This is a genomic window from Pseudomonas sp. UBA6699 (genome assembly GCF_002454615.1).
Taxonomy (GTDB): Bacteria; Pseudomonadota; Gammaproteobacteria; order Pseudomonadales; family Pseudomonadaceae; genus Aquipseudomonas; species Aquipseudomonas juntendi.
Genome location: NZ_DKJF01000077.1, coordinates 18,728 through 43,030, shown reverse-complemented (window position 1 = coordinate 43,030; position 24,303 = coordinate 18,728). Strand labels below are relative to the sequence as shown.

At 64.3% G+C, this 24,303-nt stretch carries 21 protein-coding genes and 1 riboswitch; of the genes, 7 read left to right on the top strand and 14 right to left on the bottom strand.

What is annotated here, in order from left to right; genetic code table 11:
- Nucleotides 1–37: 37 nt before the first annotated feature.
- Nucleotides 38–1,252: a phosphoserine phosphatase SerB gene (serB, locus tag B3361_RS14725; protein WP_178126165.1), complete on the bottom strand. Its 1,215-nt coding sequence runs from the start codon at nucleotides 1,250–1,252 to the stop codon at nucleotides 38–40.
- Nucleotides 1,253–1,386: 134 nt separating this feature from the next.
- Between serB and B3361_RS14720 the strand changes: the two genes are divergently transcribed.
- A complete protein-coding gene (locus B3361_RS14720; RefSeq protein ID WP_054904843.1) occupies nucleotides 1,387–2,853 on the top strand; it encodes an AhpA/YtjB family protein in 1,467 nt (488 codons plus the stop codon).
- 148 nt (nucleotides 2,854–3,001) lie between these two features.
- Here the strand turns inward: B3361_RS14720 and B3361_RS14715 are convergent, their stop codons facing one another.
- The 9 genes from B3361_RS14715 to B3361_RS14675 form a co-directional block, all read right to left on the bottom strand.
- Nucleotides 3,002–3,712, bottom strand: a complete 711-nt coding sequence (locus B3361_RS14715) for a PqiC family protein (protein ID WP_009681322.1) — start codon at nucleotides 3,710–3,712, stop codon at nucleotides 3,002–3,004.
- A 172-nt stretch (nucleotides 3,713–3,884) separates the two neighbouring features.
- Nucleotides 3,885–6,143, bottom strand: coding sequence for a DNA topoisomerase IV subunit A (gene parC, locus B3361_RS14710; RefSeq protein WP_054904844.1), 2,259 nt, complete (start codon nucleotides 6,141–6,143; stop codon nucleotides 3,885–3,887).
- A gap of 10 nt (nucleotides 6,144–6,153) precedes the next feature.
- Nucleotides 6,154–6,672, bottom strand: coding sequence for a retropepsin-like aspartic protease family protein (locus tag B3361_RS14705; protein ID WP_009681325.1), 519 nt, complete (start codon nucleotides 6,670–6,672; stop codon nucleotides 6,154–6,156).
- On the bottom strand, nucleotides 6,669–7,655 hold the full coding sequence (locus B3361_RS14700; protein ID WP_054904845.1) for an esterase-like activity of phytase family protein: 987 nt from the start codon (nucleotides 7,653–7,655) through the stop codon (nucleotides 6,669–6,671). Before B3361_RS14700 ends, B3361_RS14705 begins: the two co-directional genes overlap by 4 nt.
- Nucleotides 7,652–9,556, bottom strand: a complete 1,905-nt coding sequence (gene parE / locus B3361_RS14695; RefSeq protein ID WP_154211059.1) for a DNA topoisomerase IV subunit B — start codon at nucleotides 9,554–9,556, stop codon at nucleotides 7,652–7,654. The genes B3361_RS14700 and parE overlap by 4 nt, the downstream gene beginning before the upstream one ends.
- 35 nt (nucleotides 9,557–9,591) lie before the next feature.
- Entirely contained in the window at nucleotides 9,592–10,200 is a 609-nt protein-coding gene (locus tag B3361_RS14690) for a YqiA/YcfP family alpha/beta fold hydrolase (RefSeq protein WP_054904847.1), read from the bottom strand.
- A gap of 276 nt (nucleotides 10,201–10,476) precedes the next feature.
- Entirely contained in the window at nucleotides 10,477–11,274 is a 798-nt protein-coding gene (gene cpdA, locus B3361_RS14685) for a 3',5'-cyclic-AMP phosphodiesterase (RefSeq protein WP_054904848.1), read from the bottom strand.
- Between the two features lies 1 nt (nucleotide 11,275).
- Nucleotides 11,276–11,728: a DUF1249 domain-containing protein gene (locus tag B3361_RS14680; RefSeq protein ID WP_009681331.1), complete on the bottom strand. Its 453-nt coding sequence runs from the start codon at nucleotides 11,726–11,728 to the stop codon at nucleotides 11,276–11,278.
- Entirely contained in the window at nucleotides 11,719–12,336 is a 618-nt protein-coding gene (locus tag B3361_RS14675; protein WP_009681332.1) for an NUDIX domain-containing protein, read from the bottom strand. Before B3361_RS14675 ends, B3361_RS14680 begins: the two co-directional genes overlap by 10 nt.
- A 186-nt stretch (nucleotides 12,337–12,522) precedes the next feature.
- On the opposite strand from B3361_RS14675, the gene B3361_RS14670 reads away from it, so the two are divergent.
- Nucleotides 12,523–13,269, top strand: a complete 747-nt coding sequence (locus tag B3361_RS14670) for an RsiV family protein (RefSeq protein WP_009681333.1) — start codon at nucleotides 12,523–12,525, stop codon at nucleotides 13,267–13,269.
- On the opposite strand, the gene cytX is transcribed toward B3361_RS14670, so the two are convergent.
- Together cytX and thiC are read right to left on the bottom strand one after the other, a co-directional pair.
- Nucleotides 13,238–14,521: a putative hydroxymethylpyrimidine transporter CytX gene (gene cytX / locus B3361_RS14665; protein WP_047150057.1), complete on the bottom strand. Its 1,284-nt coding sequence runs from the start codon at nucleotides 14,519–14,521 to the stop codon at nucleotides 13,238–13,240. The two genes, B3361_RS14670 and cytX, sit on opposite strands and share 32 nt — an antisense overlap.
- 137 nt (nucleotides 14,522–14,658) lie before the next feature.
- Nucleotides 14,659–16,539 (bottom strand): phosphomethylpyrimidine synthase ThiC, encoded by a 1,881-nt coding sequence (gene thiC, locus B3361_RS14660; protein WP_054904850.1) that lies wholly within the window; start codon nucleotides 16,537–16,539, stop codon nucleotides 14,659–14,661.
- Nucleotides 16,540–16,695: 156 nt separating this feature from the next.
- Nucleotides 16,696–16,802, bottom strand: a riboswitch (TPP riboswitch).
- Nucleotides 16,803–16,963: 161 nt separating this feature from the next.
- Here thiC and B3361_RS14655 point away from each other — a divergent pair.
- Nucleotides 16,964–18,400, top strand: coding sequence for a TolC family outer membrane protein (locus tag B3361_RS14655; RefSeq protein ID WP_054904851.1), 1,437 nt, complete (start codon nucleotides 16,964–16,966; stop codon nucleotides 18,398–18,400).
- A 158-nt stretch (nucleotides 18,401–18,558) separates the two neighbouring features.
- Here B3361_RS14655 and waaA read toward each other — a convergent pair whose 3' ends face one another.
- Nucleotides 18,559–19,830 carry a lipid IV(A) 3-deoxy-D-manno-octulosonic acid transferase gene (waaA, locus tag B3361_RS14650; RefSeq protein ID WP_054904852.1) on the bottom strand — a complete coding sequence of 424 codons (1,272 nt, stop codon included), beginning with the start codon at nucleotides 19,828–19,830 and terminating at the stop codon, nucleotides 18,559–18,561.
- An 11-nt stretch (nucleotides 19,831–19,841) separates the two neighbouring features.
- A complete protein-coding gene (locus tag B3361_RS14645) occupies nucleotides 19,842–20,732 on the bottom strand; it encodes a LysR family transcriptional regulator (protein WP_054904853.1) in 891 nt (296 codons plus the stop codon).
- An 85-nt stretch (nucleotides 20,733–20,817) separates the two neighbouring features.
- Here B3361_RS14645 and B3361_RS14640 point away from each other — a divergent pair, with 85 nt between their 5' ends.
- The 4 genes from B3361_RS14640 to B3361_RS14625 all read left to right on the top strand — a co-directional run bounded on the left by B3361_RS14640 (nucleotide 20,818) and on the right by B3361_RS14625 (nucleotide 24,278).
- Nucleotides 20,818–21,150 (top strand): DMT family transporter, encoded by a 333-nt coding sequence (locus B3361_RS14640; RefSeq protein WP_054904854.1) that lies wholly within the window; start codon nucleotides 20,818–20,820, stop codon nucleotides 21,148–21,150.
- A 121-nt stretch (nucleotides 21,151–21,271) separates the two neighbouring features.
- A complete protein-coding gene (locus tag B3361_RS14635; protein WP_054904855.1) occupies nucleotides 21,272–22,447 on the top strand; it encodes an NAD(P)/FAD-dependent oxidoreductase in 1,176 nt (391 codons plus the stop codon).
- Complete coding sequence (locus tag B3361_RS14630; RefSeq protein ID WP_054904856.1) at nucleotides 22,444–23,256, top strand: aldo/keto reductase; 813 nt, start codon at nucleotides 22,444–22,446, stop codon at nucleotides 23,254–23,256. The genes B3361_RS14635 and B3361_RS14630 overlap by 4 nt, the downstream gene beginning before the upstream one ends.
- A gap of 53 nt (nucleotides 23,257–23,309) precedes the next feature.
- Nucleotides 23,310–24,278, top strand: coding sequence for a hypothetical protein (locus B3361_RS14625; RefSeq protein WP_054904857.1), 969 nt, complete (start codon nucleotides 23,310–23,312; stop codon nucleotides 24,276–24,278).
- Nucleotides 24,279–24,303 lie beyond the last annotated feature (25 nt).

Below are 24,303 nucleotides of genomic sequence, written 5' to 3'. Positions count from 1 at the left end.
CCCGCGAAGGGCTGCAAAGCAGCCCCAGATTTCCCGATCAGCCGCGCGCGTCGCGGTCGCGCAAGCCCAACAGGTACAACACGCCATCCAGGCCCAGGGTAGAAATCGCCTGCTTGGCCGACTGGCGCACCAGCGGCTTGGCGCGGAATGCCACGCCCAGGCCGGCCAGTGCCAGCATTGGCAGGTCGTTGGCGCCATCGCCCACGGCAATGGTCTGTTCCAGTTGCAAGCCCTCATCGCTGGCCAGTTTCTGCAGCAGTTCGGCCTTGCGCTGGGCATCGACGATCGGCTCGACCGCCACACCAGTCACCTTGCCATCCACCACTTCCAGCTCGTTGGCGAACACATAGTCGATACCCAGGCGCGCCTGCACCTGGCGGGCAAAATAGGTAAACCCACCGGACAGGATGGCCGTCTTGTAACCCAGGCGCTTGAGCTCGGCGAACAGATTTTCCGCGCCTTCGGTCAGGCGCAGCGAGGCGCCGATTTCGTCCAGCACGCCCACATCCAGGCCCTTGAGCAGCGCCATGCGCTCCTTGAAACTGGCGCGGAAGTCCAGCTCGCCACGCATGGCGCGTTCGGTGATCGCCGCCACCTGCTCACCCACGCCAGCCGCCTTGGCCAGCTCGTCGATGACTTCGGCCTCGATCAGCGTCGAATCCATGTCGAATACCGCCAGGCGGCGGTTGCGGCGGAACAGGTCGTCTTTCTGGAAGGCAATGTCGACGCTCAGCGCCTGCGCCAGGGCGAAGAAATCGGCACGCAGGGCCTTGGCATCGCTCGGCACCCCACGCACGGATATCTCGACCGCCGCCTTGCCCTTGTCGGTGTCGGCGTCCAGCGCCACCCGGGCCGACAGCCGCTCGATGCGTTCGATCGTCAGGCCGTACTGGCTGATCACCGCACTGACCCGCTGCAGTTGCTCGGGGGTGATCTTGCGGCTGAGCAGGGTCACCACATGGCGCGCCTCACCATGGCCGTCGGCCCAGTGCTGGTAGTCCGCCTCGGAAATCGGCGTATAACGGGCCTGCAGGTTCAGCTCGTGGGCCTTGGCTTGCACACCCTGCAGCAGGGCAGTTGCCACTTCGTTGTCAGGGATATCGACCAGGATGCCGAACGACAGGGTGCCGTGCATGACCGCCAGGCCGATGTCGAGGATACTCACACCGCCCTGCAGCAGGACGCCGGTGATTGCCGCAGTGAGACCGGGACGGTCCTCACCGGTGATGTTGATCAGGACGATTTCGCGCACAACCTGGCTCCGACTTCGATGAAAAATGCGCATTCTACCGACTTTCCATGACCATCGGGCGCCAACGATACTTTGCCGACAAAACCCGGCTCGCTATACTCCCCCCACTTTCTTGCCATTAAGAGCCGAGCTCTGTGAACCGGCCCACGCCCGTCAAACCAGACAACTTCTTCCTGATGATCTATCGTGCCCTGAGTCAACGTCGCGTGCCGCTGGCACTGCGCATCGCCTGCACCAACATCTTCCTGGTGGCGCTGGCACTGGTGATCTATGCCTGTGTGATGGGCCTGCAGTTCAAGCAGGCCATGCACGAGCAGGCCGACGCCCTCGGCCAGAGCCTGACCACGCAAACGGCCACTTCGGCGACCGAACTGCTGGTAGCCAACGATATCCTCAGCCTCAACGTGCTGCTGGGCAACCTGGTGAAAAACCCGCTGGTGGCCCACGCGGCCATCTACAGCGTGGACAACCGCATCCTCGCCGAAGCCGGGCAACGCCCGCGCAATAGCCTGCTGGGCGAGGCCGAAGGCGTGTACCAGACCAAGATCAGCTTCCAGGACGTGGCTGCCGGGCAGCTGCGCATCAGCCTGGACATGAGCCAATTCCAGCAACCCATGCTGATCAGCCTGCAAAGCATGGGCATTCTGGCGGCCATCCTGCTGGCGCTGGCTTTGGCCCTCAGCTTGCGCCAGGGCCGCTACATCACCCTGCCATTGCTGCAGTTGCGGGTATGGCTGCGCGACCCGCAGTACTACACCCCGGCCACCGACCGCCAGGATGAAATCGGCGACATCGCCCGCCAGCTGCATGCGCGCCTGGCGCCACCGCCGCCACCAGAGCCGGAGCCAGAGCCTGAGGAAGACGACGATGAACCATTCGACGACCCGCAGCACGTCAGCCCGGCACCCAAGGCCGCGCCGCGCGCCAAGGTCGCCGCAGTGCCAGACGAGGAAGATGACGAAGCGTTCGCCGGCCTGCTCGACGACGACACTGCACCAAGAACCGCAGTGGTAGACGAGTCCGACGAACCGCACTTCAGCGCCATCCTCGCGGTGCAGCTGGGCTCCCAGGAGCAACTGCGCCGTCTGCCGCGTACCCGCCTGACCGAACTGACCGAGCGTTACCGTGACTGCCTGGAGCATGCGGCATCGCTGTACGACGGCGAAACGCACACACTCAACGATGGCAGCACCCTGGTGCTGTTCCACAGCCGCGTATGTGGTGAGGACTACCTGACTAACGCAATCTGCTGCGGCGAGCTGTTGCGCGCCCTGGGCCATGCCCTGCAGATCGAAGTGGCCGACAGCGGCATCACCTTGCAATTGCAGCTGGGCCTGGTATTGGGCAACGATCTGCACGGGCTGGAGCTGGTAGACGTGTTGATCGCCGAAAAAGCCCAGGATGCCCTGGCGTTGTCGCAGCACAGCCGCAACCTGTTGCTGGTGGAGCGGCAGATCAGCGATGACGCACTGATTCGCCAGCGCGCACGCATTCGCCCGATTGCCAGCCCTGAGGGCGCCTGCTGCGTGGAGCGCCTGCTGGAACCGTACCCTTCGATGCTGGAACGGCAACTGGCGCGCATGCACGAGCGTCGGGCCTGACAGGCTGCGCTGGGCACTGGGGCTGCCGCGCAGCCCCTTCGCAACGCCAGGCCGCGCCTACAGGGCCCGGGCCCAGCTTCGCAATGGTTTGACGCAGACATGAAAAAGCCCGCAGCATCGCGGGCTTTTTTTACACCTGGCGGTTAGGTCAGAACCGATAGACTTCCATATCGGTGCGGATCGGCGAGGCCATCGGGATCCTGGACTTTTCCGGCGCCTTCTTCACCTGCACCGGTGCAGCCGGCTTTTTCGGCGTTTCTTCAGCGATTGCCGGCTGGTTGGCCAGCGGCTTCACCGCCGTGCTCAGCTGCTCGGCCAGCTTCTGCAGCAATTGGCCCTGGGCCTGTACCTGCGACGACTCGCTGCCCTCATGTGGCTGTTCGAGGTGCACGATACGGTTGTCACGTACGCGGCCACGGCGGTCCAGCAGGCGCCACTGGGCGTCGAGGATGGCCGGTTGGTCCTTGCCCGAGTCCAGGCGGGTAATCGACAGCAGCACCTGTACATCCGGCGTGAAACCGGCCGTTGCCGGGGCCAGTACCACTCGCTGGCTGTCCAGGCGCCAGGCCAGCTGGCGCACCAGCAACTGGTCGATGTCCGACGACAGGCTACCCGCCCAACGACCGTCGGTCGCCGCGCTCAGGCTGCCATCGGCCTGGCGCTGCAGGAACGTCTCGCGCTGCAGGTAATCGGCCACCGATACCGGCCCGAGTACAACGGCCATGCCCGCACTCTGCGACGGCTGGCCAGGATCACCACTGTCGAGCTGGTACAAGGCAACAGGCTGGTGCATGGTGCACCCGCCCAGCCCCAGCAGGCCAGTCATCAACAGCGCAAGTGGAAGGCGCAGAAATTTCATCATCCCATCCAGGCGGCTGCCTACAGGCACACCGCAGTGATACATATAAATTCAAACGGGCACACGACCACGCCGGCGCCGCAAGGGCCATATCATCCGCGAAATAACCGTCCGACTCCAGTGTTTCTGCCCGGAACGGCGCTGTAATTGCCGTTCCAGACATTTCCACCGGTTACGCCGGCACTTCCACCTGCAAGCTATCGACGCGCTGGAACCCACGCGGCAGCTTGCTGCCGCGCCGGCCACGCTCGCCCTTGTAGTGTTCCAGGTCGTCGGGCTTCAGAGACAGGGTACGCTTGCCGGCCTGCAATACAAGGGTCGCCCCGTCGGCGACCACGGCCAGGTCGGTGACGAACTCTTCGCGGCTGGCGACCCGGTCGCCGGGTACACCGATGATCTTGTTGCCCTTGCCTTTACCCAGCTGTGGCAAGTCGCTGACCTTGAACACCAGCAGGCGGCCTTCGGTGGTCACCGCCGCCAGCCAGTCCTGCTCACGGTTGGCCACCGGCCGCGGCGTCATGACCTTGGCGCCGTTGGGCAGGCTGAGCAAACCCTTGCCGGCCTTGTTCTTGGCCTGCAGGTCTTCACCCTTGACGACGAAGCCGTAGCCGGCGTCGGACGCGACCACGTACAGCGCATCGTCCTCTGGCAGCAGCACGCAATCGAAGGTGGCCCCAGGCGGAGGCGTCAGGCGCCCCGTCAGCGGCTCACCCTGGCCACGCGCCGAAGGCAGGCTGTGGGCGGCCAGCGAGTAGCTGCGCCCGGTCGAGTCGATCAGCACGGCAAACTGGTTGGAGCGGCCAGCAGCAGCGGCCTTGAAGCCGTCGCCTGCCTTGTACGACAAGCCGGTCGCGTCGATGTCGTGGCCCTTGGCACAGCGTATCCAGCCTTTTTCCGACAGCACCACGGTGACCGGCTCGGTCGGCATCAGCTCGTTTTCCGACAGCGCCTTGGCTTCGGCGCGCTCGACGATTGGCGAGCGGCGGTCGTCGCCATAGGTTTCGGCATCCTTGATCAGCTCGCTGCGCACCAGCTTGCGCAGTTTGGCCTCGCTGCCCAGCAGCGCCTGCAATTTGGCTTGCTCTTTCAGCAGTTCGTCCTGCTCGCCGCGGATCTTCATCTCCTCCAAACGCGCCAACTGCCGCAGGCGGGTCTCGAGGATGTAGTCGGCCTGGATTTCGGTCAGGCCGAAGCGCGCGATCAGCGCCTGTTTGGGGTGGTCCTCGGTGCGGATGATGTGGATCACTTCATCCAGGTTGAGGAACGCGGTGAGCAAACCGTCCAGCAAGTGCAGGCGCTTCTCGACCTTGTCCAGGCGGTGCTGCAGGCGGCGACGAACGGTATGGGTGCGGAACTCCAGCCATTCCACCAGAATCGTGCGCAGGTTCTTCAGCTGCGGCCGGCCGTCGAGGCCGATGATATTGACGTTGACCCGGTAGCTGCTTTCCAGGTCGGTGGTGGCGAACAGGTGCTGCATCAGCTCGTCGGCATCCACACGGTTGGACCGCGGGATGATGACGATGCGGCAAGGGTTCTCGTGATCCGATTCGTCGCGCAGGTCGGCCACCATCGGCAGCTTCTTGGCCTGCATCTGCGCCGCGATCTGCTCCAGCACCTTGGCCCCCGACACCTGGTGTGGCAACGCGGTTACAACGATGTCGCCGTCCTCGACGCGGTACACGGCGCGCATGCGGATCGAGCCACGGCCACTTTCGTACATCTTGAGGATTTCGGCCCGCGGCGTGACGATTTCGGCCTCGGTCGGGTAGTCCGGCCCTTGAATATGCTCGCACAACTGCTCGATGGTGGCCTTGGGCTCGTCGAGCAGGCGCACGCATGCGCTGGCCACTTCACGCAGGTTGTGCGGCGGCACATCGGTGGCCATGCCCACGGCGATACCGGTGGTGCCGTTGAGCAGAATGTTGGGCAGGCGTGCCGGCAACACGGCGGGCTCCTGCAAGGTGCCGTCGAAGTTGGGCACCCAGTCGACGGTGCCCTGGCCGACTTCGCTGAGCAGCACTTCGGCATAGCGGGACAACCGCGCCTCGGTGTAGCGCATCGCCGCGAACGACTTCGGATCGTCCGGCGCACCCCAGTTGCCCTGGCCATCGACCAGTGTGTAGCGGTAGCTGAACGGCTGCGCCATCAGCACCATGGCTTCATAGCAGGCCGAGTCGCCATGGGGGTGGAACTTGCCGAGCACGTCACCGACGGTACGCGCCGACTTCTTGTGCTTGGCATCGGCATCGAGCCCCAACTCGCTCATGGCGTAGACAATGCGCCGCTGCACTGGCTTGAGGCCATCGCCGATATGCGGCAGGGCGCGGTCCATGATCACGTACATGGAGTAGTTGAGGTAGGCCTGTTCGGTGAAGTCAGCCAGTGAGCGGCGTTCTACGCCGTCCAGGCTGAGTTCCAGTGAGTCGCTCATGCGGGCCTCGTCATTTCAGGTTCTGGCGCAGCAGCATGGTGCCACCGCGCTGGGTAAATTCAAGTTGTTGCAGGGCACTCATGCCCAGTAGCACGGTGGGGCCATCCAGGCCCGGCACGACAATGGCGCGTACGTTCTGCAGGTGGATGTCGCCCAGTTGCAGGCTGGCCAGCCGCGTGCGGTAGCCCTCGGTGCGGCCATTGGCGGTACTCAGCAGCACCGGGCTGCCACGCGCCAGGTTCAGGTCACGGGCCAGCCCTTCGGGGATCGCGACGTCGGTGGCCCCGGTGTCGAGCATGAAATGCACCACCTGGCCATTGATCGCGCCATCCACCACGAAATGCCCCTGGCCATTACTCAGCAGGCGCACCTCGATGAAACCTTGGCCGTGCTCCGACTGCACCTGGCGGTTGGGGTTACGTTGGCTGTCTTCCCACTGGCCGAAAAAGCGCGTGGCCAGAAACAGCGCAGCCGCCCAGGCAAGCACCATCAGCACCCGCCCTGCGCGCTTGCCCGGTGCCTGGCTCACGGTTTGGCGCCCCAGCCGCCCTGAGGTGCCTCGAAGCGCCACACGATCGGGCGCCGCTCGCCGTCGGCACGGTCAGCGTTGTTGTTGTCCAACCCAACCCAGGCGCCTTTGCCGTCGATCACCAGCGCCTCGGCCAGGCCGAACGGCTGATCGTAGCGGCGCATCGGCTCCAGCGCCTCGGCGGCGAACGACCAGCAGCGCTCGACCTCGCCGCTGTCAGCGTCCCGCCGGCATATCCGGTAGGCGTTGCGCTCAAGGGTGAACAGCTTGCCCTCGAACCAGGCGAGGTCGGAAAAGTCGCGCGACAGGGCCCGGGCCTCTGGCATTTGCGGCGGCTGCATCTCGACCCCAGCCTCGCTCAGCAGCACGCAACCGCGCCCGCAGGTCCATACCGACTGCTGCCGTTCGATGGCCACCAGGCCACGGCGCTCGCGCTCGGCCGCCAGCCACAGGCGGTCACCCGCCGGGTTGATTGCCAGCCCTTCGAACAGCGCATTGAAGTTCAGCAGCATGCCACTGGCCCGCGCCTGACGGACCATGGCCGGGTCGATCTTGAGCCAGTCGGGCTCACCTTCGGGCGGCAGTTGCAGCACCGCAGCGTTTGCCTCGCTGACCAGGTACAGGTTGTTTGCCTGGTCGCAGGTGATGCCTTCAAAGTCCAGCGCCCCGCCGCGAATGTACGACGCCGCCCAGTTGCGTGACTTCAGGCCCCACGGCAGGCCGCTTTCCGGCACCGGCGGCGCAGTGAAGACAAGCGCCTGCGCGCGCCAGGTAGCGCTCTGCTGGTCGAAGCGGTAGATGCGGTCATCGTCGCGGTCGGACACACCCCACAACGCCCCCCGGCAGAACGCCAGGCCAGACAGGTTGCCACCGCGCATACCGTCTATCGGGTGCTCGGCAGTCATCTTCAGCTCTGGCCAGTCGCCCGCCAGGCCCGGCAGCGCAACCAGCGCCAGCCAGGCCGCCAGAAGCAGACGAATCAAACCATGACCTCGGCGAGGTTACCTTTGGTTTCCAGCCAGTTCTTGCGGTCACCGGCGCGCTTCTTGGCCAGCAGCTTGTCCATCAGCTCGCAAGTCGCCTGCACGTCATCCAGGGTCAGTTGCACCAGGCGCCGGGTATTCGGGTCCATGGTGGTTTCACGCAGTTGTGGCGGGTTCATTTCGCCCAAACCCTTGAAGCGGGTGACTTGGGGTTTGCCGCGCTTCTTCTCGGCCACCAGGCGGTCGAGAATGCCGTCACGCTCGGCTTCGTCGAGGGCATAGTAGATTTCCTTGCCCAGGTCGATGCGGTACAGCGGCGGCATGGCCACATACACGTGCCCGGCCTCGACCAGTGCACGGAAGTGCTGCACGAACAGCGCGCACAACAGCGTGGCAATGTGCAGGCCGTCGGAGTCGGCGTCGGCGAGGATGCAGATTTTGCCATAGCGCAGTTGCGCCAGGTCGGTGACACCGGGGTCGACGCCGATGGCCACGGCAATGTTGTGCACTTCCTGGCTGGCCAGGACTTCGCCGCCGTCCACTTCCCAGGTGTTGAGGATCTTGCCGCGCAGCGGCAGGATGGCCTGGAATTCCTTGTCCCGGGCCTGCTTGGCCGAGCCACCGGCCGAGTCACCCTCGACCAGGAACAGCTCGGCACGCATCGGGTCCTGACCGGCGCAGTCGGCCAGCTTGCCGGGCAATGCCGGGCCCTGAGTGATGCGCTTGCGCTCGACCTTCTTGCTGGCCTTGAGGCGGCGGCCGGCATTGCTGATGGCCAGCTCCGCCAGTTGCATGCCCAGTTCAGGGTGGGCGTTGAGCCACAGGCTGAAGGCATCCTTGACCACGCCAGAGACGAATGCCGCCGCCTCGCGTGAAGACAGCCGCTCTTTGGTCTGCCCGGAGAACTGCGGGTCCTGCATCTTCATCGAGAGGACGAAAGTGATGCGCTCCCAAACGTCTTCCGGTGCCAGCTTGACCCCGCGCGGCAGCAGGTTGCGGAATTCGCAGAACTCGCGCATGGCATCCAGCAGGCCCTGGCGCAGGCCATTGACGTGGGTACCACCCTGGGCGGTAGGGATCAGGTTGACGTAGCTTTCCTGGATGCTGTCGCCGCCTTCGGGCAGCCACAGCAAGGCCCAGTCCACCGCTTCCTTGTTACCGGCCAGGCTACCGCAGAACGGCTCATCGGGCAGGCGCTGGAACTCGTTGACCGAATCGACCAGGTAGGAACGCAGGCCATCCTCGTAGTGCCATTCGACCTTCTCGCCGCTGGCCTTGTCCTCGAAGCTGACCAGCAGGCCTGGGCACAGCACGGCCTTGGCCTTGAGCACGTGCTTGAGACGGCTGATGGAGAATTTCGGCGAATCGAAATACTTGGGGTCGGGGCTGAAATACACGCTGGTGCCGGTGTTGCGCTTGCCGACCGAACCCACAACTTCCAGCTCGCTGGCCTTGAAGCCGTCGGCGAAGGTCATCTGGTACTCGTTGCCGTCGCGTTTGACACGCACGCGCACCTGGGTCGACAGGGCGTTGACCACCGAGATGCCAACGCCGTGCAAGCCACCGGAGAACTGGTAGTTCTTGTTGGAGAACTTGCCGCCGGCGTGCAGCTTGGTCAGGATCAGCTCGACCCCGGACACGCCCTCTTCGGGGTGAATGTCCACCGGCATGCCACGGCCGTCGTCGCTGACTTCCAGCGAGTGGTCGGCATGCAGAATGACCTGCACGGAGCGGGCGTGACCGGCCAGGGCTTCGTCGACACTGTTGTCGATCACTTCCTGGGCCAGGTGGTTGGGGCGGCTGGTGTCGGTGTACATGCCCGGCCGCTTGCGGACCGGGTCAAGGCCCGAGAGGACTTCGATGGCGTCTGCGTTATAGGCGCTAGCGCTGGGATTGGCCATAGGGTCTCGTCGTCAGTCTGGTGAGTGCAAAAAAGTCAAAATACAGAAAAATCGAGCGCTGCATACTGCCCACGCGCAATACCGGCAAACGCCAGCAGGGCCGGCAGGCGCTCGGCAAAGCCCTGGAAACTGTGGTCACCACCGGCCTGGATGCGCAGGGCACAAGCACGGTAATAACGTTCGGCATGGCGGTAATCCAGGGTTTCGTCGGCGGTTTGCAGCCACACCTGATAGCGGCTGGCATCGACCGGCGCTGGCACTTCCAGCTCGGCCAGGGCCTGCACGTGGTCCAGGGTCAGCTCCCAGGTTTCATCGGTGTAGTGGTTGCGCTGGGTACCCAGGTAGCCGTCAAAGTGCTTGTGCGGGGTAACCGCCGGGTTGACCAGCAAGGCCTTGAGGCCATGGCGCTCCGCCAGACAGGTGGCATAGTAGCCGCCGAGCGAACTGCCCACCAGTAATGGCGCGCCCAGTTCGGCGATGGCTGCCTCAAGCTGGGCGATGGCCTGGCGTGGGTGATGGTGCAAGGCGGGCACCCGCAGTTGGTCGGCCAGGCCGAGCCGCTGCATGACCGCTTCGAGCTGGCGCGCCTTGGTGGAAAGCGGCGAGCTGTTGAAGCCATGGATATAGAGGATGGAACCCGACATGCTGCCCCCGGAATCTGTGGCTTCGCGCCTGATGATGCGGGCGCAGGGACGCGCAGTGTAGCGCGTTCGCCGGGTTTTGACGCAGCGTCACGGGTTTCGCAACAATTTCTTCACCATAGCCCGCTGCAACAGGGCACCCTGTAGGAGCGGCCTTGTGTCGCGAAGGGGGGTGCGAAGCGCCCCCCAGAATTTCAGCTTCGCCGCAGACATTGTCGGGGCCGCTTTGCGGCCCTTTCGCGACACAAGGCCGCTCCTACAGTTGAACGCGCAACCCGCTCAATAACCTGGGCTATCGAAGTCGAGCTTCACTTCAAAGTCCCACGCCCGCTCCACCCCGGTCTCCAGCCGCCCGTCGGCATGCAGGCGCAGCCAGCGGTACCCAGGCTGCTCTTCGCTCACATTGAAGTCCTCGCTGCGGGCCGCGAACTGAATGCAGGTCGAAGGCGTAGCCAGCAGGCGCCGACCATCGCGCACTTCATCCCACTCCTGATGAACGTGCCCCCACAGCAATGCCCGCACCTGTGGGTAACCTCCAATGATGTCAAACAGCGCCTGGGCATTGCGCAAGCCGATCGGGGCGATCCAGGCGCAGCCGATGTCTACCGGTTGATGGTGGAAACACACCAGGCAATGGCGCCCGCCCGCCCCTTTCAGCGCGGCCTCCAGCACTGCCAGCTGGTCATCCCCCAGCAAGCCATGTGTGGCGCCGTGCACCGCCGTGTTGAGCATCACAATACGCCAGGCGCCGATATCGGTCACCGCCTGTACCAACTCCGGCGCCACTTCGGCCATGATCCGGGCCTCATCATGGTTGCCCGGCAGCCAACGGCTTGGTACGCCAAACGGCGCAGTCAGCTCACGAAAAGCTTCATAAGAAGCAACGCTGGCATCCTGGGACAAATCGCCCGTGCACAACAGCAAGTCGACAAGCGGCTGCTCGCGCCGCACCTGGGCTACCACATGGCCCAAACTTTCACGGGTCTTGAGGCCCAGCATGCTGCCGGCCGGGTCGGCGAAAAGATGGGCGTCGGTCAGTTGCACCACATGTACTGGGCGCGGGTGGTCTGCATGCATGTCAGCGAACGCTTGCCAGTTCGTGGCCACAGGCCAGGCAGTGACTCAGCCATTCACCGAGGAACAGGTTGAGCTGGGCCTTTTCGTCTGGCTGGTGCATGGCCTCGTTCGGGTAAGGGTAGATGCTGCGCAGGCGCCGGGCATGTTCGGCGCTGATCACTTCGGCCATGCGCGCATCGTGATACACCTGCACCTCCAGGTGCGGCACCGGCAGCCACGGCAAGCTGTGCTCCTGACGTATATGCAGGGTGGTGGTGTACGGGCAGGCCAGCACCACGTCGAGCACCAGCACGCCAAGCATCTGGTCGCCCTGGGTCATACCGATGCGGCGCGAGCTCTGGGTGGTACGCATGTCCGGCAGCAAGCGCATCAGCCGGGCATAGTTGGCCTCACAGGCAGCCTGCAGCCCGGCCAGGTCGACTCGATAGCGCTCGCGCAGCAGGTTCACTTCCACATACCTCGTACTTCGTCACGGTTCAGCGCCAGCCATTGCAAGCCGATGATGGTCGCCGCGTTGCAGATGCGCCCATCGCGCACGGCCTGCAAGGCATCTTCGAACGACCAGACCCGCACGCGAATGTCTTCACCCTCGGCCTCCAGGCCATGCAGCCCGCCTGCCCCTTCGCTGCTGCAGTGGCCAAGGAACAAGTGCACGTATTCATCGCTGCCGCCTGGCGACGGGAAGTAGCGGGTCATCGGCCACAGGGCACTGAAAGTCAGGCCCGCTTCTTCTTCGGCTTCGCGGTGGGCGACTTCCTCGGGTTGCTCGTCCTTGTCGATCAGCCCGGCGACCATTTCGATCAGCCAGGGGTTTTCGGCCTTGCCCATTGCACCGACGCGGAACTGTTCGATCAGCACCACTTCATCGCGCAGCGGGTCGTAGGGTAGTACACACACCGCATCGTGACGCACGAACAGTTCACGGCTGATCTCGCGCCCCATGCCGCCCGCAAACAGCTCGTGGCGCAAGTGCACTTTGTCGAGCTTGTAGAAGCCCTGGAAGCAGTTTTCCCGCTTGACGATCTCGACCGCCCTGGGCACTGAGTTCAACGTGTCTGACATGGAAATCCTCGCTACCTCAATCACAGCATCGCGCCATCCTACTCCGCACGCCAGCGCGTTTCACCCCTTTCCAGCAACCATTCGCACAGTCGGGACAGCACGTGCGCACTCTGTTAGCTTAGTGGCGAACCGAAGGCCGCGCAGACGGTCAAAGGCCGACTTTTCCCTGTTTTTGCAAGGATCATCATGACCATTGTCAAACTGACTTCCGTGGCCGTGCTGGCACTCGCTCTGGGCGCCTGCCAGAGCCTGTTCACGCCCAACTACCGGACCCCGCTAGAGGTCAAACGCGACGCCTGGGAGCATGTAAAACCCGGTTGCAGCGAAAGCGATTGCCCGCTGGTGAACATCGACATGGTGCACTTCCCGGCCCTGCCCAAGCTTGACGGCATCGTCGAAAAGCGCTTGCTGCAACTGACCGAAGACAATCAGCATGGCACCGCGCCGGCCACCCTGCAGGCCTATGAACAGCAATACCTGGCCAGTGCCGACAAACGTAACAGCAGCTACCTGCAAGCCAAGGTACGCGAGCAGCATGACGGCCTGGTGATCATCGAACTGTCCAGCTACCTGGACAGCGGTGGCGCACACGGCATGCCTGGGCGTGGTTTCATCAACTACTCCCGCAAGCTGGACAAGGTGCTGACCCTGCAGGACATGCTGCTGCCTGGCCAGGAAGAGACGTTCTGGAAAACCGTCGAAGAGTCGCACCGCGCCTGGCTGATGAGCGTGGGCATGGACAAGGACGCCGAGTTCGTCAAGACCTGGCCGTTCAAGAAGTCGCCGCACATCGCCCTGACGTACGGCGCACTGGTGGTCAAGTACGAGGTCTATGCCATCGCGCCCTATTCCATGGGCCACGTGGAACTGAAGATCCCCTACCCGCGCCTCAATGGCGTGCTCAAGCCGGAACTGTTCCCCGGCCGCGGCTGAGGCTCAACAGCCCGTGCAGCACACCTGCCAGCAGCAATGCTGGCAGGGTGGCGCCCAGCTCGGGTGCATTGGCGGCAATCAGGTGGTAGGCCGCCACCCCTACGAACCAGGCCAGTAGCGCCTGCCAGTGCAAACCCTTGACCTGTACCGGCAGGCCACGGCGACGCACGACATAGTGGTCCACCAGCACTACGCCGAACAGCGGCGCAAACACCGAACCGATCAGCAACAGGAAGTTCTCGTACTGAGCCAATGGCGCCAGCAAGGCGATCAGGGTGCACAGCACGCCGATGGCCAGTGCCAGGTGCTCCACCTTCAACGGCAGCAGCACCCCGGTGGAGACCGCCGCCGAGTGGATGTCGGCGAATGCCTTTTCCGACTCGTCGAGCAGAATCAGCAGCAACGGAACCCCCATGCCGGCGCCAGCCAAGGCCAGCAACAACGCATTGACTTCGCCACTGGCGGCGAAGGCCAGGGTGTAGGCCACGCCCAGGCTCATCAGCCAGGTATTGCCGATGAAGTAGCCCAGCACGGTACCGCCGAACACGTGCCTGCCATTGCGGGCGAAACGTGAATAGTCGGCGATCAGCGGCAGCCACGACAGCGGCATGGCAATGACGATGTCGAAGCCTACTGCCAGCGACATCGAGCCATCCCCGGCGCGCCCCCACAACTCAGCCAGGTCGGCCTTGGCGAACAAGTTCCAGGTCAGCCAGACGCAGGCCCCCAGCAGCAACCAGATACCCCAGGCGCGCAACACCTTGCGCACGAACGCCAGTGGCCCGCTCACCGCCAGCAAGGTCGCCAGGGCACCAAAGCACAGGGTCCACAGCATCGGGCTGTTCCAGGCACTGTGCTCACCGAACGCACGTGCGCCCAGCAGGCTGGCGGCATCGCGCATGACGATGATCTCGAACGCCCCCCAGCCCACCAGTTGCAGCAAATTGAGCACCGCCGGCAAGCGCGTGCCATGGCTGCCCAGGCTGAGCTTCAGGGTGCCCATGGCCGACAGCCCGGTGTCACTGCCGATGACCCCGGCGGCGCCCAGCAACAGCACGCCCACGCCGGTGCCCAGGGCAATGGCCAGTACGGCGCCAGCAAGGCCCAGGCCCGGCGCGAGCATGGCGCCGACTTGCAGCACCATCAGGCCGATGCCCAGGGAAAACCAGAGGGAGAACAGGTCACGCGCGCCGAAGATGCGCTGGTGGGTGGGGACCGGGTGGTCGGGGGAGAACGGGCTGGGTGATGTCATGGTGGGCGCTCGCCGGCAATGTTGTTGGTGTTCCTGGCGAGGACTTCGTCCTCGTATCGCGACGCAAGGCCGCTCCCACAAAAAACGCCCTGGCCTTGAGCCTGGTGCGGTTACTGCGGGAGCCGGCCCCAGCGTTCTCAGACCTTGTGGTACAGCTGGCTGCCTTCCTGGCGGAACCGCTCGGCCTGCTCACGCATGCCTTGCTCGACCGTGACGTCCACGGTGTCGATCTTGGCGGCGTACTCCCGCACTTCCTGGGTGATCTTCATCGAGCAGAACTTCGGCCCGCACATCGAGCAGAAGTGCGCGACCTTGGCCGACTCCTTGGGCAGCGTCTCGTCGTGGTAGGCGCGGGCAGTGTCAGGGTCGAGGCCGAGGTTGAACTGGTCTTCCCAGCGGAACTCGAAGCGCGCCTTGGACAGGGCGTTGTCGCGGATTTGTGCGCCGGGGTGGCCTTTGGCAAGGTCGGCAGCATGCGCGGCGATCTTGTAGGTGATGATGCCGGTCTTGACGTCATCCTTGTTCGGCAGGCCCAGGTGCTCCTTGGGCGTCACGTAGCAGAGCATGGCGCAGCCGAACCAGCCGATCATTGCCGCACCAATGCCCGAGGTGATGTGGTCATAACCCGGGGCGATATCGGTGGTCAGTGGGCCGAGGGTATAGAACGGCGCCTCGTCGCAGCATTCCAGCTGCTTGTCCATGTTCTCCTTGATCAACTGCATCGGCACGTGGCCAGGGCCTTCGATCATGCACTGCACGTCATGCTTCCAGGCAATCTTGGTCAGCTCGCCAAGGGTTTCCAGCTCACCGAACTGCGCAGCGTCGTTGGCGTCGGCGATCGAGCCGGGGCGCAGGCCATCGCCCAGCGAGAAGCTGACGTCGTAGGCCTTCATGATTTCGCAGATTTCGTCGAAGTGGGTGTAGAGGAAGTTTTCCTTGTGATGGGCCAGGCACCACTTGGCCATGATCGAGCCGCCACGGCTGACGATGCCCGTGACCCGCTTGGCGGTCAGCGGCACGTAGCGCAGCAACACCCCGGCATGGATGGTGAAGTAGTCCACACCCTGCTCGGCCTGCTCGATCAGGGTGTCGCGGAACAGCTCCCAGGTCAGGTCCTCGGCCACCCCGTTGACCTTTTCCAGGGCCTGGTAGATCGGCACGGTACCAATCGGCACCGGCGAGTTGCGGATGATCCACTCGCGGGTCTCATGGATGTGCTTGCCGGTGGACAGGTCCATGACCGTGTCCGACCCCCAGCGGATGCCCCAGGTCAGCTTGGCCACCTCTTCCTCGATGGACGAGCCCAGGGCGCTGTTACCGATATTGCCGTTGATCTTCACCAGGAAATTACGGCCGATGATCATCGGCTCCAGCTCCGGGTGGTTGATGTTGGCCGGGATGATCGCACGGCCACGGGCAATTTCCTGGCGCACGAATTCGGGGGTGATCTCTTTCGGAATGTTGGCACCGAAGCTATGCCCGGCATGTTGCGCGTCGAGCAGGCCGGCGGCGCGCGCCTCCTGCAGCTTCATGTTCTCGCGGATGGCCACGTATTCCATCTCGGCGGTAACGATGCCCTGGCGGGCATAGTGCATTTGCGAAACATTGGCGCCGGCCTTGGCCCGGCGCGGGTTGCGCACGTGGGCAAAACGCAGCTTGGCCAGCTCGGCGTCGTTCAGGCGCTGCTGGCCGAAGTCGGAGCTCAGCCCGGCCAGGCGCTCGGTGTCGCCACGCGCGTCGATCCAGGCCGACCGCACGTCGGCCAAGCCTTTGCGCACGTCGATGATCACACTGGGATCGGTGTAGGGGCCGGAGGTGTCGTAGACCAGTACCGGGGCATTGGACTCGCCACCGAAATCGGTCGGCGTATCGGCCAGGCTGATTTCCCGCATGGGTACGCGGATATCCGGGCGCGAGCCCTGCACATAGACCTTGCGCGAACGCGGGAACGGTTGCACGGACTGCTGATCGACTTGCGCCGATTCGCTGAGGTTGATCGTTTTTTCTTGTTGGGTCATCACAGGCTCTCCAGACGGCTTCCTAGCAGTGGAATGTCGGGGTGAACCTGAATGGCGCGGACGCATCCATTAGTGGATGCAGTGCCGGATATGGGGGTGCCTTGAAGCTGCATGCAGCTGTGACAATCCCGGACCTGGCACAAGAGGCTCCCCGGGAAGGCGAGCAATCTTGTTCCCTACGCAGGCGCTAACCTGATCAGGTTCAACGGGATCCGCACCTCTGCGATCTCAGCCTTTGCTTCAAGGCACCCCGACAAGAACCTGCGCAGTCTAGACTGCTGTGGTCGGCAAAGCCAAGCGGGTTTCTGCGCAGATGATGAAAGGCGCGCCCGGCGATTGTTGCCGGGGGGCACATGGCACTAAACTGGCGCATCGCCAAATACTCAACGGTTCAGTAATTCAATTTCGTACAAGGATTGCCTTTATGCTGCGCAAACTCTCACTGGCAATAGCCGTGTCTTGTGCGTCCAACGGAGTGGCCTGGGCAGCGGACGCGCCCCAGACGGTCAAGACCGACCTGGTCAGCGTGTACCAGGAAGCGGTCGACAACAACGCCGACCTGGCAGCAGCACGCGCCGACTACGGCGCACGCCGTGAGGTGGTACCGCAGGCCCGCGCCGGCTTGCTGCCGAACCTGTCGGCCGGGGCCGAGATGATGAATACCCGCACCAAGCTGGACGAGCCGTCGATTACCTCCAACCGCAGCGGCAACGCCTGGAGTGCAACCCTGGCGCAGCCCATTTTCCGCGCCGACCGCTGGTTCCAGTTGCAGGCCGCCGAGGCGGTCAACGAACAAGCCGCCCTGGAGCTGTCGGCCACTGAGCAGAACCTCATCCTGCAAACGGCCCAAAGCTACTTTGCCGTGCTGCGCGCCCAGGACAACCTGGCCGCGACCAAGGCGGAGGAAGCCGCGTTCAAGCGCCAGCTCGACCAGTCCAACGAACGCTTCGATGTCGGCCTGTCGGACAAGACCGACGTGCTGCAGTCGCAGGCCGGCTACGACACTGCCCGGGCCAACCGGATCATCGCCGATCGCCAGGTACAGGATGCCTTCGAAGCGTTGGTAACGCTGACCAACCGAGAGTACAGCTCGATCCAGGGTGTGGTGCATAGCCTGCCAGTGCAGGTACCTACGCCGAACGATGCCAAGGCCTGGGTGGAAACGGCCGGGCGCCAGAACCTCAACCTGCTGGCCACCAACTATGCGGTGTCTGCCGCCGAAGAAACCCTGCGCCAGCGCAAGGCCGGCCATGCACCCACCCTGGATGCAGTGGCCAAATACCAGAAGGGTGACAACGACAGCCTCGGCTTTACCAACCCTGCTCCCCAACAGAACGTTCGCTACAGCGGCGACGTCGAGCAGACCAGTATCGGCCTGCAACTGAACATCCCGATCTACAGCGGCGGCCTGACCAGCTCGCAGGTACGCGAGGCTTACCAGCGCCTGAGCCAGAGCGAACAGCAGCGCGAGAGCCTGCGCCGCCAGGTGGTGGAGAACACCCGCAACCTGCACCGCGCGGTGAACACCGACGTGGAACAGGTCCAGGCACGCAAGCAGTCGATCATCTCCAACCAGAGTGCGCTGGAAGCGACTGAAATCGGCTACCAGGTCGGCACCCGCAACATCGTCGACGTGCTCGATGCCCAGCGCCAGCTGTACACCTCGGTGCGCGACTACAACAACAGCCGCTACGACTATATTCTCGACAACCTGAGCCTCAAGCAGGCCGCAGGCACCCTGAGCCCACAGGATCTACAGGACCTGGGGCGGTACCTGAAGGCCGACTACAACCCGGACAAGGACTTCTTGCCACCGGATCTGGCGGCTGCTGCAGCCAAGAACTTCGAGCGCCGCCCTTGAATTCAGGGAGCACGCGGACAGTGTAGGAGCGGCCTTGTGTCGCGAAAGGGCCGCACAGCGGCCCCGACAATCTTGCGGTCGTGCGAAAATCCCGGGGGCGCTGCGCCCCCCTTTCGCGACACAAGGCCGCTCCCACAGGGATCGCGCCGCTGCGAATATCAGCGCATTAGCGCAGCCAGCCCATCAAGCAAACGCTGCAATGCACCTTGGTTGGCCTGCATCACCGCCCTGCCCGCCGCGCCCATGCGCTGGGCATCCTGCGGTAACTCGACCAACCGCCGCACGGCCTCGGCCAGCCCGTCGGCATCGTCCACCTGCTGCAACGCCCCTGCCTCTACCAGCATTGCGCTGATTTCGAGGAAGTTGAACACGTGCGGCCCCATGATCACCGGCAAGGCCAGTGCTGCCGGCTCCAGCGGGTTGTGCCCGCCGGTCGGCACAAGGCTGCCGCCCACGAAGGCGATATCGGCCAGCGCATACAGAAACAGCAATTCGCCCATGGTGTCGCCCAGCAATACCCGGGTTTGTGCGTCGACGGGCGCGCCAGTGGAGCGGCGAATGGTGCTGAACCGTTCGCTGCAAAGCGCATGCACCGCATTGAACCGCTCAGGGTGGCGCGGCACCAGGATCAGCAAGGCATCGCCATGCACCTGCAACAACTGCTGATGCGCCTGCAGCACCAGCGCATCCTCCCCCTCATGGGTGCTGGCAGCAATCCACACCGGGCGCTGCGTGGCGCCCCATTGCTCGCGCAACCCCCGAGCCCGTGGCAACAGCTGCTCATCGACCTTCAGGTCGAACTTGATCGAGCCGGTCACCTGCACGCAGTGCGGGCGGGCGCCCAGTTCACTAAAGCGTTGCGCCTCGGTTTCGGTCTGCACGGCAATCAGGTTCATCTCCGCCAACATCGGCCGCGTCAGCCTGGCAAAGCGCCCATAGCCACGGGCCGAGCGCGCAGAGAGGCGGGCATTGGCCAGTGCCACCGCAATACCGCGCTTGGCGCACTGATGAATATGGTTGGGCCACAGCTCGGTTTCCATGATGATGCCCAGTTTCGGCTGCACATGGTCGAGGAAGCGCCGCGCCGCCCACGGCAGGTCGTAGGGCAGATAACAGTGCTGCACACGGGGTTCGTCGGCGAACATGGCGCGAATGCGCTCGGAACCGGTAGGGGTCATACAGGTGAGCGTGATCGGCAGTTGCGGGTAGGCCTTGAGCAAGGCGCGCACCATCGGCGCCGCGGCAATGCTTTCGCCGACCGACACCGCGTGCACCCAGATACCGCCCTGGCGCATGGCCGGCAGCCTGAAGGCAAACCGCTCGGCGATACGCTGGCCATAGGCCGGCGCCTTGCGTGCACGAAGGTACAGGCGCAGCGCGACCAGCGGCAGGCCCAGGTGAAAGAGCAAGGTATAGAGGGTTCTGTTCATGGCAGCGGAGTTTACCCGATCGCGCGCAAGTGCACTGCAAAGCGCTCGGCCAACCATTGCGCAGCAGGGCCCAGGGGTTCATCACGGCGCCAGGCCAGTTCCGCCACCAACGCCGGTGGGCGCCACTCACTGTCCAGCTCCACCATGTGCGTCTGGTATGTGGGGTACTGCACGACATGCCGTGGCAACCAGGCCCAGCCGAGGCCGCGCATCAACAGCTCCGCCAGGACGTAGAAGCTGTCGGCACGCCACACCTGCGGGCTGATGGCCTCGCCGCCGGGGTAACCGCTTTGCTGCGGGGTGATCAGCAATTGACGATGGCGGGCCAGCTGTTGGCGAGTGACCCGGCCACGACCCGCCAGCGGGTGGTCGACCGCACAGACCGTGACCATTTCCACGCTGCCCAGGGCGCGCCGCTCCAGGGTTGCCGGGATGCTCTCGTGGTGAAAGAACAGCCCCAGGTCGGCGCGCCGCTCGACCAGTTTGCGCGCCACATCACCCTGGGCCCCGCTGGCCAGTTGCACCTCCAGCAGCGGAAAGTGGCTGGCCAATTCATCGAGGCTGTCAATCACCGGCTGGTAGGGCATGGCTTCGTCCTGCGCCACGCGCAGCAAGGCCTCCTGCCCGCGCATCAACGCCAGCGCACGGCCATCCAGGCGTTCGCACTGGCGCAGCAGTTCACGGGCATCTTCCAGCAGCGCGCTGCCGTTTTGCGTCAGTTTCGGCTGCCGGCCACTGCTGCGCTCGAACAGGGTGACGCCCAGGTCGGTTTCCAGCAAGGCGACCGCGCTGCTGATCGCCGACTGGGCCTTGCGCTGTTCACGGGCCACGGCAGAGAAAGAGCGCAATTCTGCAACGCGCACAAAAGTTCGCAGTTGTTCGAGGTTCCACTGCTCGGCCATTGGCCTATCTCCAAAATTGATAGGTAATGACTTTACCGCATCCAGGTTGAGCCTAGAATGCCCGCCAGAACCGGAGGATCCCACCATGAATGCCTACACCTATCTCGCCATTGCCATCTGCGCCGAAGTCATCGCCACTGCTTCGATGAAAGCGGTAAAAGGCTTGAGCACGCCGTTGCCGCTGCTGCTGATGGTGGTGGGCTACGGCTTTGCGTTCTGGATGCTCACCCTGGTCGTGCGCAGCATTCCGGTGGGTATTGCCTATGCCATCTGGTCGGGGCTGGGCATTGTGCTGATCAGTGTGGCGGCGCTGGTGATCTACGGGCAGAAGCTGGATGTGCCGGCGATGCTGGGGATGGCGATGATTGTCGGCGGGGTGGTGGTGATTCAGCTGTTCTCCAAGACCACTGGGCATTGAGCTGTGCCCCGCGAGGCAAGCCAGCGCCCACGGGGTAGCACTGGCCGGGTTTGCCGGCGGTAGGGCCCGCTGGGGGATACCCTGTATACTTGCCAGCTGTCCCAGTCTTCGAGGTACCGCCATGCCATCTGCCATTTCCACTGACGTGCTGATCGTCGGCGCCGGGGTCGCAGGCCTCTGGCTCAACGCACGCCTGCGCCGCATGGGGTATTCGACAGTGCTGGTGGAGCGCGCCAGCCTTGGCGGTGAGCAGACTATCAAGTCCCAGGGCATTATCCATGGCGGCACCAAGTACGCCCTGCACGGTGCCCTGACCGGCGCGTCGGAAGCCATTGCCGACATGCCGCGCCGCTGGCGCGAAGCCTTGAGCGGCAGCGGCGAGCTGGATCTTGCCGGCACCCGCCTGCTGTCCGATGCCCACTACCTGTGGTCGCCAGGCACCCTGGCCGGCAACCTCACCAGCTTCTTTGCCAGCAAGGCCGTGCGCGGCCGGGTCGATCAGGTAAAGGGCGAGCAACTGCCACCCGCCCTGCAAGACCGCGCGTTCAAAGGCAAGGTCTACCGCCTGGCTGAACTGGTCATCGACGTGCCCAGCCTGCTGGCCAACCTGGCCGAACTGGCAGGTGACAGCCTGCTGGCTGGCGAGCACATCGAACCGCTGCGCGAAGGTGAAGAACTGGTCGGCCTGCGCGTGGACGGCCGTGACATCCGTGCGCAACGCATCGTACTCAGCGCCGGCGCCGGCACCGCCGACCTGCTGCATGCCGTGGGGCTGCAGCAGCCGGCCATGCAAACCCGCCCGTTGCACATGGTGCTGGCCAAAGGCGCCAACCTCAAACCGCTGTACGCACACTGCCTGGGCAGTGGGCCAAAGCCCAGGGTCACCATCACCACCCACCCCGCGGCCGATGGCCAGTGGGTCTGGTACCTGGGTGGCGACCTGGCCGAAGCCGATGGCGTCGCCCGCGAGCCTGCGGCACAAATAGCCGCCGCTCAGAAGGAAATCGCCAGCCTGCTGCCCTGGATTGACCAAAGCCAACTGCACTGGGCCACACTGCGGGTCGACCGCGCAGAACCGGCACAGTCCGGCCTGGTACGCCCAGACAACGCCTTCCTCGCCGAGCAACACCGCCTGCTGGTGGGCTGGCCAACCAAACTGGCGCTGGCACCGGACTTCAGCGACCGCGTCATCAGCCATCTGCAACGCGACGGGATCCGCCCACAGGCGCATGCCGAGCTAGGCGACCTGCCTCGGCCGGTGCTGGGTGTGCCGGCCTGGGAGCGCCTGCTGCCATGAGCCTGCCCACCCTGCACGGTTTGCACCGCCCGCTGGGCAGCACCGGCTTTCAGGTTTCGCCACTCGGCCTGGGTACGGTCAAGCTGGGCCGCGATCAGGGCGTGAAATACCCCAAAGGGTTCACCATCCCCAGCGACGACGAAGCCCGCATGCTGCTGGCCCAGGCCCGCGAACTGGGCATCAACCTGATCGATACCGCCCCCGCCTATGGCCGCAGCGAGGAACGCCTGGGCCCGCTACTGCGCGGCCAGCGCGACGCGTGGGTGATCGTGAGCAAGGTCGGGGAAGAATTCGACAGTGGCCAGTCACATTTCGACTTTACCGCCGCCCACACCCGCCGCTCGGTGGAGCGCAGCCTGCGCCGCCTGGAAACCGACCGCATCGACCTGGTGCTGGTGCATTCCGACGGCAACGACCTGGCCATTCTTGAGCAGCAAGAGGTGTACCAGACGCTGGCCGCGCTCAAACAAGAGGGCAAGATCCTTGGCTACGGCCTGTCCGGCAAAACCGTCGCCGGCGGCCTGAAAGCCCTGGAACAAGGCGATTGCGCCATGGTCACCTACAACCTCAGCGAGCAGGCAGAACGGCCGGTGCTGGACTACGCTGCCGAGCACGGCAAGGCCATCCTGGTGAAAAAGGCGCTGGCCAGCGGGCACCTTTGCCTGGCGCCGGGTGTCGACCCTGTGAAGGCCAGTTTCGAACTGCTGTTCGCCCACCCGGGCGTCAGCAGTGCTATCGTCGGCACCATCAACCCGTTGCACCTGGCCCATAACGTGGCCACCGTTGCCCGCATCCTGGGCCAGCACTGAGTTACCCACGGCCCCCGGGGCCTGGAAACTGACCCGACGCAAGGAGGAGCCTCGTGGCGCGAACGCTGATCCGCAAGAACCCGAGCAACTTCAAGACACTGCCATTGCACGTCGAGGCGAGCGCCGAAGGGCTGATTTACCAGAGCATCGGCATGCCGCTGAATTTCGCCCAGACCCAACAGCGGCGCAAAGCCATCGAACTGCCCGACCCGCAGCGCTTCGTGGCCGAACTGGCAAACCTGGGCGTATCGGTGCGCCTGACGCTGCATTGGCAGAACCGCGATTACTGGGTGCTGGTGCGCCAGCGCCGGCAAGACCGGGGCGATGTCGTATTGAAACTGATTTCCGGCTACGTGCCGGCGCAGGAGCTGAACCTGCCCCTGCATACTGCCGTGCAGGAAGTAGCCGAAGAATGCCTGCTGGAAACCCCGGAAGGCTGGCTGGGCGGGCGCTTCAACGACACCTGGCTACCCGTCCCCTACGCTGCCGCCCTGCACTACCGCGAAACCCCGCACTTCGTGCTGGCCCCGCAATCCGGTGCCGCCCGGCCCGTACACTGTGGCCAGCTGCCCCTGCTAGAGCGGCCGCGGGCCTATGTGCACTTGCCCACTGCGTCGTTGCAGCTGATCTATGACATGCGTTTGCAGGTGCCGCGGGACGCCAAGAAACTCAGCTTGTTCCACGTTGACGAGCGTTTGGAAGGCGACCAACTGGTGGCGAGGCTCAACCGCAAGCGCCCTGACCTGTACCTGATGCCGTTGCAGGACGGCCAACCGCTGGCAGAGCTGTACACGTTGAAGAAGGACGAATTGGTGCCTGCAAGCACGCGCGGGCTGTACCTGGCCGAAAGCTTTGCCAGGCAGGAAGGTTGGGTAGTGGCGGACGAGCGGGTGCGCTGGAGGGATTGGGTCAAGCAGCAAGGCCTGGTGGAAAGCAAGCCGGCGCGGGCCTCACGCCTGCAACGTTTTGGCGACAAGGCGCGGGCGTTGCTGCAGCGGGCGCGCACCTCACTTCACAAATAAGATTCTGAAGCCTGCGTGGCTCCTG

Coding starts and splice junctions, on each gene's coding strand:
- B3361_RS14715 (WP_009681322.1), bottom strand. CDS start 3,712: ATGAAATTTCTGCGCCTTCCACTTGCGCTGTTGATGACTGGCCTGCTG.
- parC (WP_054904844.1), bottom strand. CDS start 6,143: ATGAGCGACTCACTGGAACTCAGCCTGGACGGCGTAGAACGCCGCTCA.
- parE (WP_154211059.1), bottom strand. CDS start 9,556: ATGGCCAATCCCAGCGCTAGCGCCTATAACGCAGACGCCATCGAAGTC.
- B3361_RS14690 (WP_054904847.1), bottom strand. CDS start 10,200: ATGTCGGGTTCCATCCTCTATATCCATGGCTTCAACAGCTCGCCGCTT.
- cpdA (WP_054904848.1), bottom strand. CDS start 11,274: ATGCATGCAGACCACCCGCGCCCAGTACATGTGGTGCAACTGACCGAC.
- B3361_RS14675 (WP_009681332.1), bottom strand. CDS start 12,336: ATGTCAGACACGTTGAACTCAGTGCCCAGGGCGGTCGAGATCGTCAAG.
- B3361_RS14670 (WP_009681333.1), top strand. CDS start 12,523: ATGACCATTGTCAAACTGACTTCCGTGGCCGTGCTGGCACTCGCTCTG.
- cytX (WP_047150057.1), bottom strand. CDS start 14,521: ATGACATCACCCAGCCCGTTCTCCCCCGACCACCCGGTCCCCACCCAC.
- thiC (WP_054904850.1), bottom strand. CDS start 16,539: ATGACCCAACAAGAAAAAACGATCAACCTCAGCGAATCGGCGCAAGTC.
- B3361_RS14655 (WP_054904851.1), top strand. CDS start 16,964: ATGCTGCGCAAACTCTCACTGGCAATAGCCGTGTCTTGTGCGTCCAAC.
- waaA (WP_054904852.1), bottom strand. CDS start 19,830: ATGAACAGAACCCTCTATACCTTGCTCTTTCACCTGGGCCTGCCGCTG.
- B3361_RS14645 (WP_054904853.1), bottom strand. CDS start 20,732: ATGGCCGAGCAGTGGAACCTCGAACAACTGCGAACTTTTGTGCGCGTT.
- B3361_RS14640 (WP_054904854.1), top strand. CDS start 20,818: ATGAATGCCTACACCTATCTCGCCATTGCCATCTGCGCCGAAGTCATC.
- B3361_RS14635 (WP_054904855.1), top strand. CDS start 21,272: ATGCCATCTGCCATTTCCACTGACGTGCTGATCGTCGGCGCCGGGGTC.
- B3361_RS14630 (WP_054904856.1), top strand. CDS start 22,444: ATGAGCCTGCCCACCCTGCACGGTTTGCACCGCCCGCTGGGCAGCACC.